This window comes from Candidatus Clostridium eludens (assembly GCF_045310515.1).
Classification (GTDB): Bacteria; Bacillota; Clostridia; order Clostridiales; family Clostridiaceae; genus Clostridium_B; species Clostridium_B eludens.
The window spans coordinates 55,404-73,720 of sequence record NZ_JBJHZX010000005.1; the positions used below are offsets into that span (position 1 = coordinate 55,404).

At 31.8% G+C, this 18,317-nt stretch carries 17 protein-coding genes and 2 riboswitches; of the genes, 3 read left to right on the forward strand and 14 right to left on the reverse strand.

The annotated features are described in order from the left end of the window. Positions 1-46: 46 nt before the first annotated feature. Genes purH through purE form a run of 6 tightly spaced genes read right to left on the reverse strand, consistent with a single transcriptional unit; the run spans position 47 to position 5,855 of the window. Positions 47-1,546: a bifunctional phosphoribosylaminoimidazolecarboxamide formyltransferase/IMP cyclohydrolase gene (gene purH / locus ACJDU8_RS04655; RefSeq protein ID WP_406790989.1), complete on the reverse strand. Its 1,500-nt coding sequence runs from the start codon at positions 1,544-1,546 to the stop codon at positions 47-49. A gap of 20 nt (positions 1,547-1,566) precedes the next feature. Then, positions 1,567-2,178, reverse strand: a complete 612-nt coding sequence (gene purN / locus ACJDU8_RS04660) for a phosphoribosylglycinamide formyltransferase (protein WP_406790990.1) — start codon at positions 2,176-2,178, stop codon at positions 1,567-1,569. Next, a complete protein-coding gene (gene purM, locus ACJDU8_RS04665; protein WP_406790991.1) occupies positions 2,166-3,161 on the reverse strand; it encodes a phosphoribosylformylglycinamidine cyclo-ligase in 996 nt (331 codons plus the stop codon). The genes purN and purM overlap by 13 nt, the downstream gene beginning before the upstream one ends. A gap of 13 nt (positions 3,162-3,174) precedes the next feature. Continuing rightward, complete coding sequence (purF, locus tag ACJDU8_RS04670) at positions 3,175-4,626, reverse strand: amidophosphoribosyltransferase (protein WP_406790992.1); 1,452 nt, start codon at positions 4,624-4,626, stop codon at positions 3,175-3,177. Between the two features lie 39 nt (positions 4,627-4,665). Continuing rightward, the gene (purC, locus tag ACJDU8_RS04675; protein WP_406790993.1) at positions 4,666-5,373 is read right to left on the reverse strand and encodes a phosphoribosylaminoimidazolesuccinocarboxamide synthase; all 708 of its coding nucleotides are present in this window, start codon (positions 5,371-5,373) and stop codon (positions 4,666-4,668) included. Between the two features lie 2 nt (positions 5,374-5,375). Then, a complete protein-coding gene (gene purE, locus ACJDU8_RS04680; RefSeq protein ID WP_406790994.1) occupies positions 5,376-5,855 on the reverse strand; it encodes a 5-(carboxyamino)imidazole ribonucleotide mutase in 480 nt (159 codons plus the stop codon). Between the two features lie 178 nt (positions 5,856-6,033). Then, a riboswitch (purine riboswitch) is annotated at positions 6,034-6,134 on the reverse strand. A 170-nt stretch (positions 6,135-6,304) separates the two neighbouring features. On the opposite strand from purE, the gene ACJDU8_RS04685 reads away from it, so the two are divergent. Further along, positions 6,305-6,889 carry a GDSL-type esterase/lipase family protein gene (locus ACJDU8_RS04685; RefSeq protein ID WP_406790995.1) on the forward strand — a complete coding sequence of 195 codons (585 nt, stop codon included), beginning with the start codon at positions 6,305-6,307 and terminating at the stop codon, positions 6,887-6,889. Positions 6,890-7,016: 127 nt separating this feature from the next. After that, positions 7,017-7,208, forward strand: coding sequence for a hydrolase (locus tag ACJDU8_RS04690; protein ID WP_406790996.1), 192 nt, complete (start codon positions 7,017-7,019; stop codon positions 7,206-7,208). A 64-nt stretch (positions 7,209-7,272) separates the two neighbouring features. On the opposite strand, the gene ACJDU8_RS04695 is transcribed toward ACJDU8_RS04690, so the two are convergent. From ACJDU8_RS04695 to ACJDU8_RS04715, 5 genes are all read right to left on the reverse strand, one after another. Continuing rightward, a complete protein-coding gene (locus ACJDU8_RS04695; RefSeq protein WP_406790997.1) occupies positions 7,273-7,863 on the reverse strand; it encodes a YdcF family protein in 591 nt (196 codons plus the stop codon). A 196-nt stretch (positions 7,864-8,059) separates the two neighbouring features. Beyond that, complete coding sequence (locus tag ACJDU8_RS04700; RefSeq protein ID WP_406790998.1) at positions 8,060-9,466, reverse strand: NCS2 family permease; 1,407 nt, start codon at positions 9,464-9,466, stop codon at positions 8,060-8,062. Between the two features lie 75 nt (positions 9,467-9,541). Then, positions 9,542-9,642, reverse strand: a riboswitch (purine riboswitch). Between the two features lie 112 nt (positions 9,643-9,754). Beyond that, complete coding sequence (locus tag ACJDU8_RS04705) at positions 9,755-9,964, reverse strand: hypothetical protein (protein ID WP_406790999.1); 210 nt, start codon at positions 9,962-9,964, stop codon at positions 9,755-9,757. Continuing rightward, positions 9,961-11,658: a TaqI-like C-terminal specificity domain-containing protein gene (locus tag ACJDU8_RS04710; protein ID WP_406791000.1), complete on the reverse strand. Its 1,698-nt coding sequence runs from the start codon at positions 11,656-11,658 to the stop codon at positions 9,961-9,963. The genes ACJDU8_RS04705 and ACJDU8_RS04710 overlap by 4 nt, the downstream gene beginning before the upstream one ends. 39 nt (positions 11,659-11,697) lie before the next feature. Further along, positions 11,698-13,083, reverse strand: a complete 1,386-nt coding sequence (locus tag ACJDU8_RS04715) for an MATE family efflux transporter (RefSeq protein WP_406791001.1) — start codon at positions 13,081-13,083, stop codon at positions 11,698-11,700. Between the two features lie 260 nt (positions 13,084-13,343). Between ACJDU8_RS04715 and ACJDU8_RS04720 the strand changes: the two genes are divergently transcribed. Next, the gene (locus ACJDU8_RS04720; RefSeq protein WP_406791002.1) at positions 13,344-14,564 is read left to right on the forward strand and encodes a S1C family serine protease; all 1,221 of its coding nucleotides are present in this window, start codon (positions 13,344-13,346) and stop codon (positions 14,562-14,564) included. A gap of 46 nt (positions 14,565-14,610) precedes the next feature. Here ACJDU8_RS04720 and lgt read toward each other — a convergent pair whose 3' ends face one another. From lgt to pckA, 3 genes are all read right to left on the reverse strand, one after another. After that, positions 14,611-15,378, reverse strand: coding sequence for a prolipoprotein diacylglyceryl transferase (gene lgt, locus ACJDU8_RS04725; RefSeq protein ID WP_406791003.1), 768 nt, complete (start codon positions 15,376-15,378; stop codon positions 14,611-14,613). Between the two features lie 51 nt (positions 15,379-15,429). Continuing rightward, entirely contained in the window at positions 15,430-16,263 is an 834-nt protein-coding gene (locus ACJDU8_RS04730; RefSeq protein WP_406791004.1) for an undecaprenyl-diphosphate phosphatase, read from the reverse strand. Positions 16,264-16,502: 239 nt separating this feature from the next. Next, positions 16,503-18,089 carry a phosphoenolpyruvate carboxykinase (ATP) gene (gene pckA / locus ACJDU8_RS04735; RefSeq protein WP_406791005.1) on the reverse strand — a complete coding sequence of 529 codons (1,587 nt, stop codon included), beginning with the start codon at positions 18,087-18,089 and terminating at the stop codon, positions 16,503-16,505. Positions 18,090-18,317: the final 228 nt, after the last annotated feature.

Below are 18,317 nucleotides of genomic sequence, written 5' to 3' on the forward strand. Positions count from 1 at the left end.
ATACACCCCTTTTTCAATTGCCAATGCACAATTCACAATCTTCAATTTAATGTTTAAAATGTCTTATTCCAGTAAACACCATAGAAATGCCATTCTTATTACACTCTTCTATAGAGTCTTTATCTCTTACAGAACCTCCTGGCTGGATTATTGCTTTTATTCCATACTTTGCTGCTTCACAAACTACATCATTAAATGGGAAAAATGCATCAGATGCAAGGACTACTCCATCTCCAGCCCTATCAAGCGCATGACAAGTAGGCCATATTCTATTCACCTGGCCTCCTCCAATACCTTTAGCCATAAGATCTTTAACTACTACAATAGCATTTGATTTTACATATTTACACACTTTCATTCCAAATATCAAATTATCCAATTCTTCTTTTGAAGGTTCCTTTTCAGTAACTACTTTCATATCCTCTATTAGCTTATCATCGGCTGACTGTACAAGTATTCCTCCATCTACCTTGGTCATTTCAAAATTATTAGTTGGTTTTACGTCACATTTAATTATTCTCAAATTTTTCTTTGCCATTAATACTTTAAGAGCTTCTTCGTCAAAATCTGGTGCAATAACTATTTCAACAAAAATTTTAGATATTTCCTCTGCAGTTTTTACATCTAATTTTCTATTTACAGCTATAATTCCTCCAAAAATTGAAGTTGGATCACATTCATATGTCTTAACATAAGCCTCACATAAATCTTTTCCCAGTGCTACGCCACAAGGAGTATTGTGTTTAACTGCCACACAACATACTTCTTCAAATTCATTTACTACTTTCCACGCTATATCCATATCCTTTATGTTGTTATATGAGAGCTGCTTGCCATTAAGCTGTGTAAAATCTTTCATTGGAAAAGTTCCTACTGAATCGGTATAATAAGCTGCACTTTGATGTGGGTTTTCTCCATACCTTAAATTATCTCTTTTTTTGTAGGAGATGCTTAAATATTCAGGATAATCTTCTTCCAGAAGAAAATTACTTATAGCCCCATCATAAGCAGACATTAAATTAAACACCTTTCCGGCTAATTTTTTTCTAAAGTTATATGATATATCTCCCTTAGAATCTACTTCTTCAATTAATCTAGAATAATCATTTACATCTGTAACTACTATTACATCTTTAAAATTTTTAGCTGCAGCCCTTATCATAGTAGGCCCACCTATATCTATAAATTCAACCTTCTCTTCAAAAGTAATATCATCACACACTTTATCAAAAAAAGGATACAAATTTACTACCACCATATCTATAGGAAGAATATCTTTCTTGGCTATAGTATCCATATGTTCTTTATTGTCTCTCTTAGCCAGTATTCCTGAATGTATAACAGGATGAAGGGTTTTTACCCTGCCATCTAATATCTCCTCGAAACCTGTAATCTTTGACACTTCTGTAACCTGTACATTGTTTTCCTCTAAATACTTATAGGTTCCTCCTGTAGATATTAACTCAACCCCTTTATTTCTTAAAAATTCAGCCAATTCCAATAGGCCTTCTTTATTATAAACACTTATTAATGCACGTTTTATCATATTTCAGCCTCCAATATCTTTTATAAAATTTTTACTTTTTTTCCTTCTACTATTACCTTATTTTCAGAAATTAGTTTGATTACTTCAGGAAGGGCTTCATGCTCCTCCTTTAATATTCTTTTTTGAAGTTCCTCTGGAGTATCTTCAAAATAAACGGGTACTGCCTTTTGAAATATTATAGGTCCGCTGTCTGTACCTTTATCTACAAAGTGTACAGTACATCCTGATATTTTAACTCCATGCTCCAGTACCCTTTCATGGACTTTTATGCCATACATACCATCTCCACAAAATGCAGGTATAAGTGAAGGATGTATATTTATTATTTTATCTTCAAAGTGTGAAATTAAATCACCCTGCAGTATAGAAAGCCAGCCTGCACACACTACTAGTTGAACTCTATTATGTAAAAGTTTTAGTATTTCATCAGAAATATTAGATTTATAAATTTTTCTGTCCAATACATGACATTCAATATTATTTTTTTTAGCTCTTTCCAGAGCATATACTCCGGGACGATCACTTATTAAAACCTCTATAGTACAATCTTTTAAATATCCACTGTGGACAGCATCTATTATGGACTGAAAATCAGTTCCCCCCCCGGAGGCTAAAACTGCTATTTTAAACATACCCTTTTTTCCCTTCTTTTCACATGTCCAATAACATAGGCCTTTTCTCCCATTTCACTTAAGTCTTTAACTATACTTTGAGCATCTTTATTATCTACACAGAGTACAAAACCTATTCCCATATTGTAAGTATTATACATATGTTCTTCATCTACGCCTAAGTCCATTATATATTTAAATATTTCAGGTATTTGAAAACTATTTTTATCTATAACTGCTGTAAAACCTTCTTTAAACATTCTAGGTATATTCTCATAAAAGCCCCCTCCTGTTATATGTGCCATAGCCTTGATTTCAAATTTTTCCATAAGCTTTAACACTGGCTTTACGTATATTTTTGTAGGCGTTAAAAGCACATCCCCCAAAGTTTTATCCAAAAAATTAACTTTCAAGTTGTCTATGAGTTTTCTAACAAGGGAATATCCGTTACTGTGTATTCCACTTGATGCTATTCCTACTAATGCATCTCCTTCTTCCACTGTGCTGCCATTTATTATATTTTCTTTTTCAACAACTCCTACAGCAAATCCTGCCATATCATATTCTCCTTTAGAATAAAATCCCGGCATTTCAGCTGTTTCTCCTCCAATTAATGCACAGCCTGCATTTATACATCCTTTTGATATTCCTTTAACCAGCTCCGCTGCCACTTCTGCTTCTAAATTTGAACAAGCTAAATAGTCAAGAAAAAACAGTGGTTTTGCACCATGGCATAAAATGTCATTAACACACATAGCAACGCAATCTATTCCTACAGTATCATATATTTTCATTTCAAAAGCTATTTTAAGCTTTGTTCCAACTCCATCTGTTCCAGATACAAGTACCGGATTTTTGTACTTGCCCAGCTCAAACATACCTGCAAAACTTCCAAGTCCATTTAAAACTCCGGGAATAAAAGTCTGTGCTGAATATTCTTTCATAAGTTTTACAGACTTATACCCTTCCTCAATGTTCACACCAGAATCTTTATATGTTACCATAGTATACCTTCCTTTACTCTAAATAATTTTTATTTTTTTCCATAGGAGCAGATATAGGATATATTCCACTAAAACATCCTAAGCAATACCCCTTCTTTTCATCGTCACCATACTCCAGAGCTTCTAAAGTTCCATCTATGCTTATATATCCTAAGCTATCTGCTCCTATTTCTTCTCTTATTTCTTCTAGTTCAGCATTGGAACCTATAAGTTCATTCCTGTAAGGAGTGTCAATGCCAAAATAACAAGGATATTTAACTACAGGAGAAGAAACTCTAAAGTGCACTTCTGTAGCCCCAGCCCTTCTAAGTATTTCCACAAGCTTTCTGCTGGTAGTACCTCTAACTATTGAATCATCCACAATTACCACTCTTTTACCTTCTACATTTACTTTAAGAGGGTTGAGTTTTACGGCCACTGCTTTAGATCTAAGTTCTTTAGAAGGTGAAATAAAAGTTCTCCCTACATATTTATTCTTTATGAAGCCTATACCATAAGGTATTCCAGATGCTTCTGAGTATCCTATGGCAGCTGCTATACCAGAGTCTGGAACTCCAATTACCACATCTGCCTCTACTGGATTTTCCTTATAAAGTATTCTTCCAGCCTTTAGCCTTGACGTATATACATTTATTCCATCTATAGTACTATCTGGTCTTGCAAAATATATATATTCAAAAGAACAGGTTTCACATTTGGTTTTTTCAGCAAAATTTATGGATTTAATTCCCTCTTCATTTATTATGACAATTTCTCCAGGTTCCACATCTCTTATAAAGTTGGCACCTATAGAATCCAGGGCACAACTTTCAGAACAGAGTATATATTCTCCATTTAACTCTCCCATACAAAGTGGTCTTATTCCATTTGGATCTCTTACACCTATAAGTTCATTTTCTGTTAAAATTACAATGGCATAGGAACCTTTAACCGCCTGTACCGCATCTACTACTGCATTTCCTATATCTTTCCTGGCTCCTCTTGCAATAAGACTTAAAATAATTTCTGTGTCTATAGATGTTTGAAAAATATATCCCGCTTCTTCTAAAAGATCTCTTATAATATCTGCATTTACCAAATTTCCATTGTGGGCTATGGCAATAGATCCCAATTTATACTGTGCTATAAGAGGCTGGGCATTGTTTAAAGTACTGGACCCTGCAGTAGAATATCTAACGTGTCCTATTGCACTTTTACCTTTTAATCCCTGAAGTAATTCCCTGTGAAATACATCAGAAACCAATCCCATTTCCTTGTGATGTTTTAATTTATCCCCATCTGAAACTACAATTCCTGCACTTTCCTGTCCTCTATGCTGAAGGGCATATAATCCATAATAAGTTACAGATGCTACATCCATATCACTTTTAGAAAATATTCCAAATACTCCGCACTCATCTTTAAATTTATCTTCTTCTAAGTCAATGCAAGAACACCCATCAAATTTCTCATTTAAAGCATCCATTAAAATTTCTCTCCTTTTACCATAAATAATTAAACGAAACTAACTATTGCTTATTCTCTTTAATATTTCTTCATAGGCCTCTTTTACATTTCCCATGTCACGTCTGAATCTATCCTTATCTAACTTTTCATTGGTGTTTACATCCCATAATCTGCAAGTGTCTGGAGATATTTCATCCGCCAATATTATCTTATCCTTAAATTTTCCAAATTCTAATTTGAAGTCTATTAATTTTATACCCTGCTTTAGAAAAAATTCTTTAAGCACATCATTTATAGAAGCTGTCATGCTGTATATAGTTTTAAGTTCATCTTCGGTAGCAATTCCCATACCAATTGCATGATAATCATTTATAAGCGGATCTCCAAGTGCATCATCTTTATAACTTAATTCAAATACAGTAGCTTTAAGAGGTGAGCCTTCCTTTAATCCCAGTCTTTTTGCCATACTGCCTGCAGCTACATTTCTAACTATTACTTCCAGTGGAATTATATTTACCTTTTTACAAAGCTGTTCTCTATCACTTAGTTTCTTTTCAAAATGAGTTTCTATACGATTTTTTTCCAATAATTCAAACAACATTGAAGTAATAGTATTATTAAGTACACCCTTATCAGAGATCTGTGCTTTCTTTTCCCCATTAAAAGCTGTAGCATCATCTTTATAATAAATTATTACCTTATCTTTGTCATCTGTTTCATATACTTTCTTTGCTTTTCCCTGATAGATCATTTTTCCCTTTTCCATCTTTATAATTCCACTCCTTCTCCATTTTCACTAATAAATTTTTCCTTCATATTTTTTCTATATTCAATTAATTTCTCTTTAATCTCAGGATATTTAAGTGCTAAAATCTGTACTGCCAGCATGCCGCCATTATAACTATTATTTATTCCAACGGTAGCTACAGGTATGGATTTTGGCATCTGAACTATTGAAAAAAGAGAATCAAGCCCGGAAACGGCTGCATTTAGAGGGACTCCTATAACGGGAATAGTAGTGCTTGATGCAATAACCCCTGGAAGATGGGCTGCAAGACCGGCACCGGCAATAATACATTCGCAGCCCTCAGCCTCTAATTTCTTTATAGTCTCTAGAAGCTTTTCAGGCACTCTATGTGCTGACAAAATAAATGCTTCATAATTAATATTAAATTCTTTTAAAGCTTTAGCAGCACCTTTCATTTTTTCTGTATCAGAACTACTGCCAAATATAATTGCTACTTTCATCTGCATCCTCCTTAAAGTTTTATAAGCTTTAGGTACCCCCTAACTATTATTGATTTTTAGATACCTTAACTCATAATATTTCATAAATATAAAAAAAAATTTCATAAATCCATAATCTTGAATCTATATGAAACCTTAAAATTGACAAACCAATTTAAAACTCAACAAAAAACATCAAGCTTTAAATAAATTCACCCATAGACCGGAAATTTACGGCTTCCTGTAGAAACTCCTAAACCACATTATTAGGATTATATGGATACTCTATTTGTTTGTGATATAATTATATTAACATATGAAATTATATAGTTCAATATATTAGTATCAATTTACAATCCAATATTCGTATATTTTAAAATTGTAGTAGATTTTATAGTGACAATGTTCATACCATAACGAACATTATTGTAATAACAAAAAGATTTTATTAAAGGAGGAAAATATTTGTAATGAAACTAGTATGCATAGGAGACAGTTTGACTTCTGGATATGGTGTTTTTAAAGATGATTGCTGGGTATCTCTCATAAAAAATATGTTGAAAATTGAAGTTTTAAACAAGGGAGTAAATGGAGATACCATGTCAGGTATATTATCCCGTTCTTATAGAGATATAGTTGAAAACCACCCAAGTCATGTGATTATTCTGGGGGGCTCTAATGACTTTATGAGCAACAGAAGTTTGAACCTAGTAACAGGCGGTCTAACTGAAATAATGAAAGAAGCTTTAAATGCAAAAATAACTCCAATAATAGGTATAGAACCTGCCATAGATAAAACCCTGGCTGAAAGAAAATGGGATGGCACCGTAAATTATGATAAAGTAAATAAACTCTTAGAGGATTATAGAAATTGGATATTAGATTTTTGTTATAAAAATAATCTTCATTACATAGACATTTATAATTGTTTTTTGGAAAAATTGAAGACATCAGATAGTCACTCCCTATTTATAGATGGAATACATCCCACGGCAATAGGTCACAAATTAACAGCAGAATACATTGTAGATTCTTTTAGAACATTTTTACAATAGCCTACTCTTTATTGAATTCTAGCATATAAAATGATATACTTAAGGAGAAATATAAGTTATACATAATACTTAAAATTATATTATATGCTTTACTGAAGACTTATATTATAGAGGAGGATTTATTAAAATGAATACTACTTACTGTCTTTCCGAAATACCTGAAGATTTAAAGAAACAGGTAGCAGATTTGATATCCAAGTCTGGAATACCAGCAAAAGACTTTATAAAGGGACTAGCTGATTACTATAATATAAAAGATGTAAGTGCGAATTCAACAGTCCTTGATTATTCAAATTATTGGAATAGTTTTGTAGATTAGAAGAGTTTGAAATTGATACCTCATGGTTAACTATGAGGTATATTTTTATTTTTTTACATTTACTTTAATACAAGCCGAAAATTTTATAAAAGTAGTACTTCCACACAGCAGGTATTTCCCTAATATATCCGCTAATTTCTCTCTGTTTATATAAGGATACAAATACCCCGGAGTAACTTCCATCTATGTGCTGACTTTCAGCCATTAATGATGCTCTTTTTAAATGATATTTATTGGATACTATTACTGCGGTTTTAAATCCTCTAGCATTCATTATTTTCTTGGAATTTACCAAATTTGCAATAGTAGATGCAGATTTATCTTCCATTATTACTTTTGAGGAGTTCACTCCTTTAGATACCAAATAGTTTTTCATTGCCTCAGCCTCTGATATATTCTCTCCCTCTCCTCTTCCTCCAGAGACAATAATGTACTTTCCATAGCCTCTATGATAAAGATTAACACCGTTATCTAATCTCCAAATTAAAAAAGGACTTGGCGTACTACCATAGACTTTACATCCTAAAACAATTATACAATCTGATTTTTTTGGCTGTGCATTTTGTCCAAAGATAATTATTTGAATTTCTGTTATTAAAACAGTCGTAAATACCAGGATAAAAAGGCATAATATAAACTTAAAACTTTTTTTCATAATAGAAACCATCCTAAATTACTATTTCTAACATCATAGTTTATTGGAAACAAAATTTCAATACTATACCTTACATTTAATAGTTTATTAATACCTATTAATATCCAATTAACATTTGAAAATAATACAAAAATAACCGAATGAAAATTGTTACTTTTCATCCGGTTTGAATTCTTCTTTTTATATAAATTTATTTTTATGCAAGCATAGCAAATCTGAATATAAATAGCACTGCAAGTATATATATTATTGGATGAACTTCCTTATATTTTCCTGTAGCAATCTTAACTATTGGATAAAATATTACTGCAGCTGCTATACCATTTGCTATACTATAGCTAAAAGGCATAAATGCTATAGCAAAGAAAGCTGGAAGCGCTTCTGAAAAATCATTGAAATTTATTTTAGTAACTGCTCCCATCATAAGTACTCCTACAATTATAAGTGCTGGAGCTGTAGCCTGTGTTGGAACTATTCCCACTACCCCTGAGAAAAACAATGCAAGTATAAATAATACTCCAACAGTAGCAGAAGTAAGTCCAGTTCTTCCACCTGTGGACACCCCAGATGTAGATTCTACATATGTAACAACAGTACTAGTTCCAAGCACTGAACCCACCGTAGTTGCTAATGAGTCTGATAAAAGAGCTTTATTCATATTTTTAAACTTTCCGCTTTCATCAACCATACCTGCTTTTTCCGCTGTTCCAACCAAAGTTCCTATGGTATCAAATAAATCAACTAAAGTAAATGTAATAATTACTGTAAGTACACTGGTAATTGCCCCTATTACCCCTGCTTTCATACTAAACAGGCCCTTAAAATCAAAAGCTAAAAATGTAGGTGCCAGTGAAGGTGGAGCACTTATTAGTTTTATTCCCGCAAGTTTGGTTATACCAAAAGGTATGCCAATTATTGCGGTTAAAATTATTCCAATCAATATTGACCCTTTAACATTTCTTGCCATAAGTATTGCTGTAATTAAAATACCTATAATGGAGAGAAGTACTCCGGGACTAGTCAATTTTCCAAAAGCCACCAATGTAGCAGGATCTGATATTATAATACCTGAATTTTTAAGGCCTATTAAGGCTATAAAAAGTCCAATACCACCTGATATGGCAAATTTCAGATTGCGTGGAATTGCATCAACAATTTTTTCTCTTATGGAAGTTACGGTAATTATTATAAAAATTACTCCTGAAATAAAAACTGCTCCCAGCGCTTGATGCCATGTATATCCCATGCCTAAACAAACACTGTAAGTAAAAAATGCATTTAACCCCATTCCTGGAGCCTGCGCAAAAGGAAGATTTGCATAAAGAGCCATAACCAGAGTTCCCACTGCAGCGGCTATACAAGTAGCTGCAAATACAGAAGCTACTAAAGGATCATTGGCTACAGATAATCCAGCTTTCACAGCCGCATCGCCCATAAGTCCCTGAGAATTCATCCCCGCCTGCATAAGTATACTAGGATTTACGAAGATTATGTACGCCATGGTTATAAATGTAGTAATTCCCGCTATAATTTCTGTCTTTACACTGGTATTATTTTCCGTTAACTTAAAAAATGAGTCCAGCTTGGTTTTTTCAACATTCATATTAATACCTCCAAAAATAAAAAATTTCTAATATGAATTACGGGCAATCCAAATTAGAAAATAATAAAAAATATTAATTTCCCGTGATTCACTCATAGTCAAGGATTTTTGGTGCCTTGGTAGATACTCTTGAACCATATTATCAAGATTATACGAATGATTTATTGAAAAATTTAGTAAATTTACGTAATTATCTTATCATTATATATAAAATAAGTCAATATATATGTTTAAAAAACCTTAATAATTATCAACTATTAGCTAATATAAATCAAACCTACTGCTTGTCTATTTTCTCTTAGTATATAAAATATACAATATTATAATTACTATTAAAAACGGGATAGAAAACATTACCTTAAAAGCTATGCCAACTAGTGCTATGAAAAAACCTATAAGCATAACTGTACCTACAATAGGCAGAACTATAATCCCTATTATAGATAACAGAAGATAGAAAGTTAAAATTATCATTACAATACCAAATAGAACAATCATAAATTATGCCCCCCCTCATCTCTTTTTTTTAAGTTTATCATATTTTCTACATCTTTCGATATAATATTTCTATAATCACAATTAATATTATATAAATCAAATACTATTTTATCTAATTTTTTTTCAAGTATATTGGCATTAAGCTTTTCATACATTATTTTACGAACTAATTTTTCTATATTCATTTTATATTCCACACTGCAATTACTTATAGGTATTTGATCTAAACTGCATTTTTTAATTTGTGGGGTAGAATTGGCATTAGTTATTAAAAAATTTAAATAGTACCACTGAATGAGTTTTGAATTTAATAGCCCTAGAATATAATAAGGAGGAAAATTATCATTTACGCATAATATACCATACAAAGATTGTTCTATTATATACCCTTTAGTATCTAAAGCTGCCATTAAATATTTGCCCGTTTTTCTTATAACTATTTTATTTTTACTTGTAAGCTTTTTTATATCACTAGTTCCGCCTTTTATATTACAAGCAGTAAAATTATAGTAATAATTATTTAATATCTGAAATTTTTTTATATTTTCACCTTTTAATATTTCAACCTGTTCCTGATTTTCTCTACTAGAAGTTATTTTCCTCTTATATCCTATAAACCCAGTAAAGGTCTTACATACATCACCAAGCAGTTCACTGTTTTTTCTCATAGAATTTTTTATGTGTAAATTCCTACTATTATAATAATAAGAAAATTCATAATTGGGATTTTGCATATATTCCTGTTGTTTTATGCTATATATACTTTTCTTATATACATCTACCTTTATTTTATTATACTTATCATATTTATTTTCAGCTACCATAATCATAGCATCTGTATTTATTTCTGGGAATTCTATTTCAAACACAAGCTTTAATATATTATAGTTTTCAAGTAAATGCTTTCTGAAATCCCCATATTGAAGATTGCTGGCCAGCCTATCTGGAATTATAAATCCAAATCTTCCACCAGTTTTTAAAATTTCCATAGATCTTTTAATGAAGTATTCATACAAATTAGGCAAATATGTATTTCCCCCATAACTTTTACTATAATACTCCTTTAAATTATCTTCTATATTTTTTTTGTGCTTTCTGCTTAGAGATACCCATGGAGGATTTCCTAATACATAATCATATTTTTCCTCCCAAAATTTACTTATATGTCCAAATCCATGTTCCTTATATTTTTTCTCCCACCTTATCAGACTGTTACAACATATAATATTATTTTTAAGCTCAAGATTGATTCCACTTCTTCTGCATAAGTTTATTTTGGCAAGTTCTACAGCTTCGCTGTCTAAATCTGCTCCGTATATACATTCTTTAAGTACATGATAACTTAGGTTAGAATACTGCCAGTATTCTAACCCACATATATTTTTTAATCCATTTTGGGTTTCAACAATATAACTTTCATCTTTAAGATTATATCGTATACTTTCCAAATTCTCATTGAATTTCTCCATTAGAATGTCATATACTTTCAATAAAAAATAGCCGCTGCCGCAGGAAGGATCCAATATCTTAACAAAAGGATTTAATTTAATATCCAAATTTGACAGGGTATTTTCCACTATATATTCTACTATAAAATAAGGGGTATAAAAACTTCCCCTTTCCTTTCTTTCTGACTTATTCATTGATTTTTCATAAACTTCGCCAAGTATAGCAGAGTCATACCACTTTGCCATAAAATCATATTTCTCCTCTCTTCGAAAATTTAAAGGTATTTATATTTCTCCTAAGGACATTTTGTCCTCAGATATATTCATTTTATCTCTAGAGTTTAACTTTTTAATTTGAATTACTAAAAATATGCCTGTCAGTATGGAAGATACCCCATCAGATACAGGTGCTGCCATCCATACACCGTTAAGCCCAAAAACATGGGGTAATAGAAGAATCATTGGAATAAGAAGTATTACCTGCCTTGAGAGTGCCAAGAACATGGAAATTTTGGCCTTTGCTATAGCTTGAAAAAAATTAGCGCTTACTACCTGAAATCCCACCATAGGAAATAACAACATGTATATTTTTATTCCATTAACTGTTATATTAGTTAAGCTAGCATCTGATTTATTAAAGAATCCTACTAAGATATTGGGGAAAATATGAGTACATAATGCTCCTGCAGTAGATATTACAGTAGCTGCTATAATAGCCAACTTTAGTGACTTTTTCACACGGGAATATAATTCCGCTCCATAATTGAATCCAATTACCGGCTGGGTTCCTTGATTAATTCCAAATATAGGCATAAGGATTACAGTAGCTATTCCATTTATTATCCCCATGGCACCTATGGCCAAGTCACCTCCATATATCCCCAGGCTCTTGTTCAATACCACATTTACAACACTGGCTGCAAGCTGCATGGCAAAAGGAGACATACCTATGGAAAATATACTTATAACCGTTTCCCACTTCAATATCAAATTCTTTTTTCTTATCTTAAGCATACTATTTCCCTTCAAAAAATAGTATAACACCCATATCATATTTACGCATTGGGCGATAACAGTAGCAAAAGCAGCTCCTTTTATTCCAAAATGAAATATATATATAAATAGAAAATCCAATACTATATTTAGTATTCCTCCTATAAGCATTGTACTCATGGCTTTTTTAGGATTTCCTTCTGATCTTATTACATTATTAAGTCCAAATCCTATTATTTGAAATACGGCTCCACAAAGTATTATAGTAATAAATTCCCGGGCATAATTTATGGTATTATTACTTGCCCCAAAGCCTATGAGCATAGGGTTTACCAATATAAGACCTAATACAGTTACTATAATGGATACTATAATAAGAAGTATTAATGCATTGCCTAGTATATGTTCTGCCTCTTGCTTATTATTTTGCCCAAGTTTTATAGATATTCTGGCAGCAGCTCCTATACCCACCAGCATACCAAATGCCATGATTATAATTGCTATAGGGAATGTCACACTTACTCCAGATATGGCCATAGCCCCTACAACTCTTCCTATAAACATTCTATCTACTACAATATATAATGAATTTACCAGCATGCCAACTATAGCTGGTATGGAAAACTCAAGCAGTAATTTACTTACTTTTTCACTCCTTAATTTAATAGAACGTTCCAAATAAAAAACACCTCCTTCATATATTTAAGTGTAATACTTTTCTCTTTTTTTGTAAAATAAATTCTATATGGTATAATATGTATGACTTATTTATCTTCTTTTAATCTTAATTCTTAACTTATATTCAAATTTTAAGCAATTGTAACATATATTCAACAAAATTGTCATAACTCATTAACAGTTCTGTCATAGAACTGTAACAAAATCAATCTATCATTATAATAATAAAATGATTATATTAATTTAATGGAGGTTTTTATATGGATAACTTTAATAACAATGAAAATAACGAAAATACTTCAAAAGCACTTGTAAAATATGATTTTAAAAATAGATCTAAAACATATTCTAGATTCAAAAGAATTTTATCCTATGTAGCTGTAGGTCTAATATCAAGTTTAATAGGCGGAAGTGTATCTGTAGCAGCATTTTTATATGTAGTACCAAGTACAACTTTTTTTAAGAACACACCACTTTATAATAGCATTAGTTCAAATATATCTTCAACTTCACAAACCCCACAGACCAAAGCTTCTACTATATCTACTACAAGTTCCACCGGACTTACTATAGCTGAAATAGCCAAAAAGGTAAGTCCTGCAGTAGTAGGAGTATCTATTAAAACTGTTTCTCAGTCTAATGTATTTGGTTTCTCAGATGGTCAAAGTAGTGAAGATGACGGAATGGGCTCAGGAATAATAATAAGTTCTGACGGATATATACTTACCAATTACCATGTAGTACAAAGTGCTGACAGCATAACTATAATACTAAATAATAACAAAGAAGTGCCTGCCAAGGTTGTAAATTACGATGCAGATCAGGATTTAGCTGTAATAAAAACAACCAGTGCTGCTACCATGCCTGCAGTGGCGGAACTTGGAAACTCGGATAATATTCAAGTAGGTGACTCCGTAGTAGCTATTGGAAACCCTCTAGGCAAAGAACTTTTAGGTTCCGTAACAAGCGGCATTATAAGTGCTACAAAAAGGCAGATCAGCACAGGAAGTACTACTCAAACCTTCCTACAGACAGATGCTGCTATAAATCCCGGAAACAGTGGGGGAGCTCTTGTAAACTCATTAGGACAGGTAATAGGTATAAATTCTGCTAAAATAGGTGGAAATGGAGTCGAAGGCATAGGGTTTGCAATTCCAATAAATACTGTAAAATCTAGATTAAATGGTCTTTTGAAACCTGTATTGAAAATTGGAATTGCCGGAAGAGATATAGATGCCAGTTTGTCTAAGCAATATAATGAGCCACAAGGTGTTTATGTAGTTGAAATCGAAGAATTTAGTCCTGCTGAGAAAGCTGGATTAAAGGTAGGAGATGTTATACAAAAGTTTGATGGCAAATCTGTTAAGTCTATAAGTGAAATAAATCAGATAAAAGCTACCCACAAATCAGGAGATACAGTTTCCATTGTGGTTTACAGAGACGGCTCCACCAAAACACTAGATTTAAAATTATCAGAATAAGTATAAAGGGCATATTTAATTTATTTAAATATGCCCTTTAAAAATGTTAAGCACTTCTCCTAGTCTTAATTTTTGAATATATAAAAAAACCCGCACTACATATAATTCCTATAAGACTAACTAATTGGGCCACTCTAACATATCCAAGCATTAAGCTGTCCGTTCTTAAACCTTCTATAAAGAGTCTCCCCAGTGAATAAAGCCCAACATAAGCAGCTATTACAGAACCCTTTCTATGTTTTCTTCTAAAAATATAAACCAAGATAACACATATCACTAAATCCCAGAGGGATTCATATAAAAATGTAGGATTATAGTAATTACCATTTATGTACATTCCTTTTTGTATAAATAAAGGAAATCTACTTATAAATTCATGAGTTACAATACCTCCATGAGCTTCACCATTAAAAAAATTTCCCCACCTGCCTATTGCCTGACCCAAAATTATAGAAGGTGCAAAACAATCCCACAATTTTAGGAAATCCATTTTTTTATATCTGGACACTATATAAGCAGCCATAAATCCAAATATAAGACCCCCATGAATAGCAAGTCCTCCTTGCCTTATATTAAATATATCCATAAGATTATCCTTATAATCTTGAAACTGAAAGATAACATAATAGGCCCTAGCTCCTATAATTGCCAATGGAAAAGATATTAAAAATACATCTATTAAGCTATCAAAGTCATATCCTTTATATTTACAATTGAAATTAGCTAAAAAAAGAGCTGCCAAAACTCCGAGACCTATCATTATGCCATACCATCTGATTCCAAAACCATTAATAGAAAAAGCTATAGGATCCATAAATATTACACCCTTTCTTTATCAACTGAAAGCTATAGAAAAACAATTACCTTAAGCACTTATAACTTTTGTAAGGGCCAATACAAGTACTATTATACCCACAAATATTCTATATATAGCAAAAATTCTCATAGGCTTTCTTTTTAAGAAATTCATAAATTTTTCTACAACTACTAGGGCTACTAAAAATGAAATCACAAACCCAATTGCTAGAGCAATAACCTGTAAAATACTCATATCTATTTTTACTTTTATAAGTGACCATCCTGATGCAGCTACCATAGTTGGTATGGCAAGAAAAAAAGAAAATTCTGCTGCGGCTACATTTGTAAGTCCACTTATCCATCCTCCCATTATTGTAGAGGCAGATCTGGACATTCCAGGCCACAAAGAAAGACATTGAAAGCATCCTATTTTAAACGCCTGCAAAATGCTAACATTTTCAATACTTTTAGTACTATTTCCTCTTCTATACTTATTCTCCATATATATCATGAGGATACCCCCAAATATTAAGGCAGAGGATACTGTAATTGAGTTAAATAACTTTTTTTCAATAATGTCATTGAACAATACTCCCACAATAGCAGAAGGTAAAAATGCAACTAGAATAGTAGTCCAAAGTTTAAATCCCCATTTACCAGGCATAAGATTTTTAAGTGAATTAAATATCTTATCCCAATAAAGAACCACTACAGCCAGTATAGCCCCTAGCTGAATTACAATTTCAAACATGTTTATATAGACTTTATCATAGGTTGGTGCTTTAAAGTTTATCAAACTGCCCACTATTATCATATGTCCTGTAGAAGATATGGGAAGAAATTCTGTTATTCCCTCTACTATACCAATAACAGCAGCCTTAATAATAAAGATTAGTTCCATTATTTCCACTCACTCTCTATGTTTTTAATTTTTACAACAACTATTATTATACTATCATTGTAACTTTCTTTACAACAACTATTATTATTAATAAATTGTTACATTAAGTGATTCTTAGGTTCAGGTGGAGTTTGCTTATCTCTCACTTTAAAGAATATGGCAGTATTGGCCAATTACCGCATTGGGACAAAATAAAAACCGTTTTCTACAATAATGAAGAAAACGGTTTTTAGTAAATTTTATATACAAGTAAAGCGTCTAATTTCAGGTCCTGCTTTAACTATATCTTCTGAAACATTACCAAACTTCTTAAAATTCTCATTAAATTTCACCGCTAATTTTTTTGCTGTAGCATCATAAGCCTCTTTATCTTCCCAAGTATTTCTAGGATTTAGTATTTCTTTTGGAACCCCTGGACACTCTTTAGGCATCATTACTTTAAATATAGGATGCTCTACAAATTCAATATCTTGAAATTTTCCACCTAAAGCTTCTCTAATCATAGCTCTTGTATACGGAAGATTTATTCTGTCTCCTTTTCCATATCCGCCACTTAACCATCCTGTGTTTACTAAATAGACTTCTGTATTATGTTTGTCTATTTTTTCACCTAGTAACTTGGCATAAACAGCAGGGTTCATTAACATAAATGGTTCTCCAAAACAAGATGAAAAAGTTGCCTCCGGATCAACTATACCTCTTTCTGTACCAGACACCTTACTAGTGTAACCAGACATAAAATGGTACATAGCTGCCTCTTTTGAAAGCTTGGATATAGGAGGCATTACTCCAAAGGCATCTGCAGTTAAAAATATTATGGTGTCTGGATTACCTCCAACTCCATTTTGTTGTATATTTTCTATATATTCAATAGGATATGCTCCTCTTGTATTTTCTGTATATCTGCCGTCATTATAATCAGGTACTCCATATTCATCAGTTACTACATTTTCAAGTACAGTACCAAATTTTATAGCATTATATATTTCATGTTCCTTCTCTTTGTCAAGTCTTATAGTTTTTGCATAGCATCCGCCTTCAAAATTAAATACACCTTTATCACACCATCCATGTTCGTCATCCCCAATTAATTTTCTCTCAGGATCTGCTGACAATGTGGTTTTTCCTGTGCCTGAAAGTCCAAAAAACAAAGATGTTCTTCCATCTTGTCCTATATTGGCAGAACAGTGCATTGGCAAAACTCCCTTTTCAGGCAGCAAAAAATTCATTACTGAGAATAAAGATTTTTTTATTTCTCCTAAATATTGGGTTCCGCCTATTAATATAATTTTCTTATCAAAATTTATTAATATAAAAGCTTCGGAATTTAAGCCATCTGCTTTTCCGCTAGACTTAAGATCAGGTACTGCTATTACATTAAATCCTGGAATAAAAGACTGTAAATCTTCTTGGGTTGGCCTTCTAAACAGCTGATTGGCAAATAAAGCCTCACATGCCTTTTCGCATATAACCCTTATAGGAAGAGTATATTCTTTTAAAGCTCCTACGAATCCATCAAATATAAAAATATCCTTACCTTTTAGGTAGTCTAAAGTTTTATTATACATTTTATCAAAGATTTCTTCCTCTATAGATAAATTTACACTTCCCCAGTTTATTTTATCCCTTATGCTTTCCTGATTAACTATAAATCTATCCTTAGGGGATCTGCCTGTATATTTGCCAGTATTGATTATTAAAGCTCCTTTATTAGATAAAAATCCCTCTTCTCTTTTAATAGCTAATTCTATTAACTTTGCAGGTGATAAATTTTTATACACATTTTTGTATTCTTTAATATTTAAATATGATAAGTCAATATTCATATTACTTCCCCCTAACATTTTATAATATATATATTACACCATTTATAGAAAAATGCAACACAAAAGATTATTTTATTTCCATTATGCAACATTTTTCCTAGTATTCCTGCACTAATATAATTATATATTTGTATTATATATTATATAAGCTATACTTTTTCCATATGTGATATATTATTTGTGCAATTTAAATCTTTAGATCCTTCAACATTAATTATATAAATTTTA